This is a genomic window from Streptomyces sp. NPDC002701, assembly GCF_042889045.1.
In the GTDB taxonomy this organism is placed as follows: domain Bacteria; phylum Actinomycetota; class Actinomycetes; order Streptomycetales; family Streptomycetaceae; genus Streptomyces.
Map to the genome: position 1 here is coordinate 1 of NZ_JBIAQL010000060.1, position 6,752 is coordinate 6,752.

Below are 6,752 nucleotides of genomic sequence, written 5' to 3' on the forward strand. Positions count from 1 at the left end.
CCTCGGGAAGCCAGGACTACACGAACCATCCGAAGTGTCCTGAACCACCGACGGCGCCGTCCCGGGAATCTCAAGATCCCCGACAGAGTCGCTCACTGTGCCGTCGCTATCGACTAAGAAGCTGGCCGGCCAGGTAGCAGACGACCCCCTCACCCGCCTCTACCACGACACCGAACGCAGGCAAAAAAATAGAAGCCGAGCTGTCTGGAATTGCGTTAGTCATTTCGGAGTTACCTACACGGAGGGAGGAAAGCAGTGTGATGAGTTTCCCTTCGCAACGACGTATCAGGGGAGTGCTGCCTCAGACTACGATCCCTTGCAGGAACCCAGAAACTTCAGCGTGTCGGCCCTCGACGGCGAAAGTAACTCAGCTGCTGGCATTCTCCTCGGCCAGTTTTATGACCTGAACAGGCTGGTGGACGGCCCCGACGACGGATTCCTCGTGAAAATAATCTGACATTCCAATGTGCATAGTGCGACATGGTGCGGGCCGGGCAAGAACGCGTCCGGCCCGCACCACGCGGGCTATGTCTCAGGCCAGAACTGTGTTGTGTACCGTTCCACGCGCTCTGGCACGCCATGAGCAGCCAGCTCAGCAATCTGACAACGTCCGGCGCTCACCACGCGCACACTCCACGCGCCTGGCCCGTCCGACAACTCGATGCTGCCGGGCATGGGCCCGCCAGCTACGCTCCGAGCCCGCAGCTTCCCCGATGAGCAATAGATATTAGCCCCAGCGATCTCTTCCCAGTTGCCGGGAGGGATAGCTGGCTCGGCGTCCCAGACCTCAACGCTGAGGCTGGCAGAATGTGTGTGCCCGGCACTGGTGAAGTCCAAGCGGCCATCCCGGGCAAAGAGAAAGGGACCTCGCTCGAACCCCCCTGGGAAGGCGACAGGCACTTGCGTATCATCCCAGTCCTGTAATGCCCAGCCGCCGAAGTCGACCTCAACGGTGATGTCCTGACGTCTAATCAAGTTTGGCACGGCAACTCCTTACCATGGCGCCCTCGATGGGCACTGTCTCAGCAACACCTCTACCGCCATGGTCGCTGATTCCGCCCTCCAACCGGGCAACTTGTGCGCATTCAGCGCTACAAACTTGATCGCGCGCCGACCTTCGCCGAACGAGACGTAAGAGGCTGGGCCTCAGGGTGCTGCTCGTCAGCCATCCTCCCCAAGCGGCATGCTGACTTGTCGTCGGCGAGTTCCTCTCCGTGCGGCGCGCTCGGACACACGCATTGGGATGGAAGTGGGCGCGACGTAGGACACGGTCTTAGACAGAAGCAGCGGCAGCGGCAGCGGCAGCGGCCGGCGGCCAGGTGCGACGGGCAGACCTCCGGCCAGCCCACCCGTTGGCCCGGGTCAAAGACACCGACGTCCTGTGCTGCGCTGTTGGACGTCACATGGCCTGGCGGCCGGCGGCGTGGCCGCCGGGGTCGTCGGCGAGCACAATGGCCGCGGTGATCTGCTTGCCCACCGGTTCCCGCTGGATGGTGAAGCTCTGGCACAGCGCCATCACGATCTCCAGACCGTGCTGGCCGATCCGGTTCGGGTCGGGGGCCTGCACCGACGGCAGCGTGGTGCTGCTGTCCCACACGCGCACCTCGACCATCCCCCGGACGGCCTCCAGGCTCATCAGGCACGGTCCGGGCGCGTACTTGCGGGCGTTCGTGACCAGCTCGGACACCACCAGCCGTACCGTGTCCATCGCCCGCTCCGACACCGGCAATCCATGCACGGCCTGCAACGACGCAAGGAAGTCCCGGGCCATGTCACGAGCCTCGGCCATGTCCGCACTGCCCTCGAACACGGCGGACACCGCTATCCGACGATCGACGAACAGGTCCCGGCCCGCATTCTGCCCAACAGCGTCCATAGGACTGTGCCTCCAAGCCCGCCGTCTCTCCGGTTCTCATCCTCGCGAAACGTCAGCACAGACCCTGGCACGACCGCCGCACATCCGGTGACGAAATGCCCCAACCAGCAGAGCCGCGCCGTCAGGCGACTCATGACAGCACTGTCCTGCATCCGCAGTCTGAAACACGGATGCAGGACATCGCCCTTCCTCTCATGCAGCACCACCGGTCAGCGCGGGGTGAAAGCATCGACCGTCAGGGCACCGTCGTCGTCGATGCGGACCCGGTCGGCGAGCTGGGCGAGAATCTGCTCCGGCTCGAGGCCGGTGCGAACAGCGATCGCCCGCAGCCGACGACTCACCTCGGCAGACAGCCACACCTGCGCCGTCAGCTCATCACACGCTTCCTGCCGCCCCTTCTGCCAGGCCGCACGACGGGCCAGCGCACGCTCCCGCTGCGCGTCGCGCTCCCGCGCCCACATACTGCCCTGGACATCCTGCTCCGGGCTGTAGCAGGGCCAGCCCCGGTCGTCCATCACAGCGGCCACGCGCCGCCATTCCGTATGCCGTGCCATCCACTGGTCGGCGAGGTCTTCCGGGTCATCGTCGTAGGGGCCACGGTCGACGACGGGCACGTCCAACTGCCGCCGGGCCTCGCGCTCACGGCGCTCGGCTTCCGCGACCTTGCCCGCCACCTGCGCTGCACTCAGCCTTTCACCCTGGCGCCGAACCGTAGCCCGGGCCACATCCTTCGCACTCCACATCACGCGCTCCCCTCCCACACCGCCCACTCCAGCCCGAGACCGGCCAACTGCGCACGCCGCTCCGCACTCAGCTTCCCGACCCGCTTGCGGGTGTTATCGAGCCACGTCCCCAGCTTCACGGCCTCCTGCTCACCCTCCCCACCACCGCCCACGTCGATCATTTCGACGTGTTTGCGGGCGGGGCGTAGGTGTCCTTGGCGGGCGTGGAACTGGCGGGCGGCGGCAAGGTTGACCGCCCACCATTCATCCTGGGAGCGCCGTACAGGCACCACGACCTCGCCGTCTGCGGGTGGTTCGATGCCGAGCGTCTCCAGCAGGTACTGCTGCGCAGGCATCAGCCGGTCCCACCCCGCCCGTTGCGTGGTGATCCAGGTTCCGAGGTCTTCGCCTTGGACGACCAGTTCGCCCGCCGCGGCCGGGAGGGCGCCGCCGACCTTCGCGTGGGCGAGCGTCAACCGATACGCACGTTGCCATCCGATCTCCCACGCCGGACACCACCCGGGATCAACCTCCGCGAGCGCGTCCTGGCGGGTTTCTGAGAGCTCTCCGGCGTACGGGATGCCCGTTTCCCCGGCTGCGCGCCGTGCGGCGTTCTCCGCTGCCTTCCGGGCCGCGGCGCGCTGGTTCTTGACCCATGCCCGAGCGGGAACCCGTCCCACACCACCGTCGCGGCGGGAGGAAGTGCCTGTGCACGGCGGCGTAGGAGTGGGCGACGTCGAGGCCGGCGTCCCATGCGGAGGCGTGCACCGACCACACCATGCCCAGCTTTTCCAGCTCCGCGACCCGTGAGGCTTCCAGCGTTCCGGCGGTGTAGTACCGGCGCTGATCTGCCACCTACACCCCGAGCGGGTGCGGGCCGACAGCTCCCCAGTCGTCCGGGGTGACGTACGTGAACGGCACCCACAGCTCGCTGCTGCCGCTCTCGCGCAGCCATCGGGTGGCGGCGCGGCCTCGATGCCGCGCAGCCAGTAGGCGCCTTCGGGGTCGATGACGCGCAGCTGCACGGACCGCGTCAGCGCGGCGGGGTCGCGTTCCTCGCTGGACCGCAGCACCCCCGCAGCCCGCTCCGAGACCCGCGCCGCCTTGGGGTCGACGTCGTCCTGGTCGTGCTCCTCACCGTCCAGCAGATCGTCCTCGTCCTCGCCGTCGCCGTCGACAGCGGGTCGGCTGTTGCGCAGACGTGGATCCGCGAGGGCCTCGATCGTCTCCGCGTCGTGCGCCCGAAGGGCTCCGACATGGGAGGCCACGACGACGATGCCGCCGGTCTCGTGGACGAGACCGACGACATCAAAGAGTGGTCCGGCAAGCTCGGCAGTGCCGCTCTGGGCAGTGCTGCTTTCAGCAGTGCCGCAGACCGCGTGTGCTCGGATCGGCGTCGAACGAGGACGGTGTGTGGACCCAGTCCGCCGGGACGTAGCCCCACCCGTCGTAGCCAGGAGCGGTCCAGTCACCCTTGGTGTGGTACCAGGTGGTGTTGCCGCCGCCGTGCAGTCCACCGTAGGTCCAGCAGTCGAACCAGCTGAAGTTGGAATAGAGCTGCCCCGTTATGTCCGCTTCGTGGTAGGCGCCCAAGCGCAGAATGGCGGGGGCTCCGTTCCCGCACCACAGCCGGCCGTCGCTTGCCCGAACTCCGCACTCGGCGCTGGCAGCGGCACTGGCCGAAGGGGCGGCGATCACACCGCCCGCCGTCAGGGCGAGGGCTGCCATCCAAAGGGAGAGATACTTCCTGGTCCTGGTCATCCACCTGTCCTTTTCTCACTGGTTCTCGAGTTCGACCGAAAGGCGCCGGGTGCCTGCCCGGCTCTTCCCGCAGGCCCTTCGCAGCACCGTGATGCACTGCTCAGCACTGCGCGACGCCGGGCAGTTGGTTGTCCGGACTGCTCATGTAGATGTTGCTGACATAGCCCCCGTACTGAGGCAGGTAGGCCCACCACTCGTTGGTGTAGGGCGGGACCGAGACAGTCTCCCCCCGCGTCTGGCAGCTGACCAGCACCTCGACCCCGGCGGGGAGCTGGAGCAGCGGGTCGCGGGTGGTGTTGGGCTCGGGGCGGACGTTGACACCGGAGCTCCAGGTGCCGAACCACGTGCCCGCCGGTCGTACGCCACCGGGAACGTTCAGCGAACGGGTCAGCCTGCCCAGGTCGGTGTACGCCTTGCCGTACGAGGTGCCGACGTCGTGCAGGGTGTACACGACCACGATGGAGCGGTCACCGGAACCCACCGTCCCGGTCGTGTGCAGCGCCGGCTTCGTCAGGTCGACGGACGCCCCCTTGCCGTTGAGGGCCGACGTGGCGGGGCGGCACGTACCTTGCTCGATATCGCCGAAACCCGACCAGCCCTGTTTCACGGCCCACGGCTTGTTGAAGGCGCCCGCGATACCGAAGTGCTGGTCGAAGTGGTCGGTGGCGGAGCAACGTGTGGACTGCTTCAGATTGCCCATGATCAGTTCGCGGACACGGGCGGGCACCGTGTCCAGCAGGTAACGGTAGATCTTCACCGTGTCCGCGGCCGTCAAGGCTGTGTAGCCCCACATGCCGTCCTGGTTGGCCGGCGGCGGGGTCGTGTTGCTGGAGAGGGACAGCTCACGGGCCATCCGGGTGACGATCGAGCCCCCGCCGTTGCGCACCCAGAATTCGCTGGCCGCGTCGTCGTCGCTGCTGCGCAGCATGGAGTTCCACTTGGCCTGGTCACCGGACGGGATCTGGTAGTCCGGGCCGCGGTTCCAGAGGTAGTCCAGCGCGATCAGCAGTTTGACCACGGAGGCCGACCGGAACTGCATGTTCGGGTTCAGCTGCTCGGTGAAGGTGCCAGTCTGCCGGTCGAAGACGGCGACTCCCGCCGTCACACCGGCCGGCACGGTGACACCGGCCGCGTCACCTGGCGCGGACGACGCCGCGTCCGTCGCCGCGTTCGTTGCCGCGGTGGCCGAAGGGCTGAGCAGGGCGGTCATCACGGCCATGACCACAGCACACAGCACTGCTACGGAACGCCATCTGCTCCATCGGAACATGGCTCAGTACCGCTTCGTACGGTCGAGGACGTTGCCGCCGCACACCGGCGCAGCGCGGGACATCCGCCCGTCAGGATTGTCGCCGGTGTCGTGGCCCACGGCGGCCGGGTGGGCCACGTCCGGTGCCATGGGCGACAGGCCGCCAGCCGCCGCGCCGAGCAACCGCAGTGAACGCGAGGTACGCATGGTGAGTTCCCCGTCTCTGTCGGTGGTGGTCCGGCCGGGTGGGCCGGGCCTGCCGAGAAGACTCACCCGGGCCGCGTTCCGGCGACAATCGGTTTCGGCGTACGCCGAAAGTCCTCGGCGGGAGATTCGATCCGCCACCGGGTGGTAGGGGGCCGGCCGTTCCAGCACCCGCAGCACAACCAGCTCTCGGGAGCGCCCAGCGCCATCTGCGTCAGCAGATCCAACGTCGGCACCAACACCAGCACACGCCGAACCGACAACCGCTGCGCCGACTCAGCGCCAATCAGGGTTTTACCGGAACCTGTAGCGGCAATTACCTGGGTCCTCAACCCCTCGGGAGGCATACGGCCACCGGGCGGAACACCAAGAATACGAACGACGTTATCGACTGCCTCAGCTTGATGCGGACGTAATTCCATCTGAGTCACAGGATCTGGTATTCTCGGTGTTCGGGGATGGGGTCTTGACTTAACCCAGATTCCATCCCGGCTCCAAGGTGACGAATTTCTCGACTCTCATGGAACGGTGTCTTTCCACCGTCCTGCGGGAGGGGAGGTATTAGGTCATCATCCCAGAAGCAAGCTGGGATCAAAAGTGACGCACTCCCGTCTGTTCAGAAGTGTCCGAGAGTCGTCCGGCCGTAACCGGACCTGACGGGATCCGGCCCGCACTCGACATGCGCCCAGCCACCCCCCTTCCCACTAGCCAGCGCTTTTCTGCCGCGTGCGGAGCGCGTGGCAGCACCCTGTATGGGACTGCGGAGCAGGAACGTACAGGGTGAGGATCAGGCGTAGCCTGATCCCTTCCCGGATCGCGGAGCGGTCCGGGAAGGCGGGACGGAGTTCCGCCGCATTCCACGGAGTGGAATGCTCCGTGGCGTAGCCACGGTAACGCCGCGTAGCGGCGTCGCGTCGTGTCTGCGGAGCAGACCGCGCGC

At 66.8% G+C, this 6,752-nt stretch carries 7 protein-coding genes; all 7 read right to left on the reverse strand.

The features are described 5' to 3' along the window. Window positions 1-1,399 precede the first annotated feature (1,399 nt). Window positions 1,400-1,876, reverse strand: coding sequence for an ATP-binding protein (locus tag ACFYXC_RS41640; RefSeq protein ID WP_389558349.1), 477 nt, complete (start codon window positions 1,874-1,876; stop codon window positions 1,400-1,402). A gap of 209 nt (window positions 1,877-2,085) precedes the next feature. Continuing rightward, complete coding sequence (locus ACFYXC_RS41645) at window positions 2,086-2,619, reverse strand: hypothetical protein (RefSeq protein ID WP_389558351.1); 534 nt, start codon at window positions 2,617-2,619, stop codon at window positions 2,086-2,088. Further along, the gene (locus ACFYXC_RS41650; RefSeq protein WP_389558353.1) at window positions 2,619-3,074 is read right to left on the reverse strand and encodes a helicase associated domain-containing protein; all 456 of its coding nucleotides are present in this window, start codon (window positions 3,072-3,074) and stop codon (window positions 2,619-2,621) included. Before ACFYXC_RS41650 ends, ACFYXC_RS41645 begins: the two co-directional genes overlap by 1 nt. Before the next feature lie 883 nt (window positions 3,075-3,957). Further along, entirely contained in the window at window positions 3,958-4,359 is a 402-nt protein-coding gene (locus ACFYXC_RS41655) for a hypothetical protein (RefSeq protein WP_389558355.1), read from the reverse strand. Between the two features lie 100 nt (window positions 4,360-4,459). Beyond that, window positions 4,460-5,578, reverse strand: coding sequence for a hypothetical protein (locus ACFYXC_RS41660; RefSeq protein WP_389558357.1), 1,119 nt, complete (start codon window positions 5,576-5,578; stop codon window positions 4,460-4,462). Window positions 5,579-5,632: 54 nt separating this feature from the next. After that, window positions 5,633-5,815, reverse strand: a complete 183-nt coding sequence (locus ACFYXC_RS41665) for a hypothetical protein (protein WP_389558358.1) — start codon at window positions 5,813-5,815, stop codon at window positions 5,633-5,635. A 62-nt stretch (window positions 5,816-5,877) separates the two neighbouring features. After that, the gene (locus ACFYXC_RS41670; protein ID WP_389558360.1) at window positions 5,878-6,234 is read right to left on the reverse strand and encodes a DEAD/DEAH box helicase family protein; all 357 of its coding nucleotides are present in this window, start codon (window positions 6,232-6,234) and stop codon (window positions 5,878-5,880) included. Between the last annotated feature and the right edge of the window lie 518 nt (window positions 6,235-6,752).

Bases quoted from the DNA above. Each gene is read 5' to 3' on its own strand.
- ACFYXC_RS41640 (WP_389558349.1), bottom strand. From the start codon at position 1,876: ATGGACGCTGTTGGGCAGAATGCGGGCCGGGACCTGTTCGTCGATCGT.
- ACFYXC_RS41645 (WP_389558351.1), bottom strand. From the start codon at position 2,619: ATGTGGAGTGCGAAGGATGTGGCCCGGGCTACGGTTCGGCGCCAGGGT.
- ACFYXC_RS41665 (WP_389558358.1), bottom strand. From the start codon at position 5,815: ATGCGTACCTCGCGTTCACTGCGGTTGCTCGGCGCGGCGGCTGGCGGC.
- ACFYXC_RS41660 (WP_389558357.1), bottom strand. From the start codon at position 5,578: ATGGCCGTGATGACCGCCCTGCTCAGCCCTTCGGCCACCGCGGCAACG.
- ACFYXC_RS41655 (WP_389558355.1), bottom strand. From the start codon at position 4,359: ATGACCAGGACCAGGAAGTATCTCTCCCTTTGGATGGCAGCCCTCGCC.
- ACFYXC_RS41670 (WP_389558360.1), bottom strand. From the start codon at position 6,234: ATGGAATTACGTCCGCATCAAGCTGAGGCAGTCGATAACGTCGTTCGT.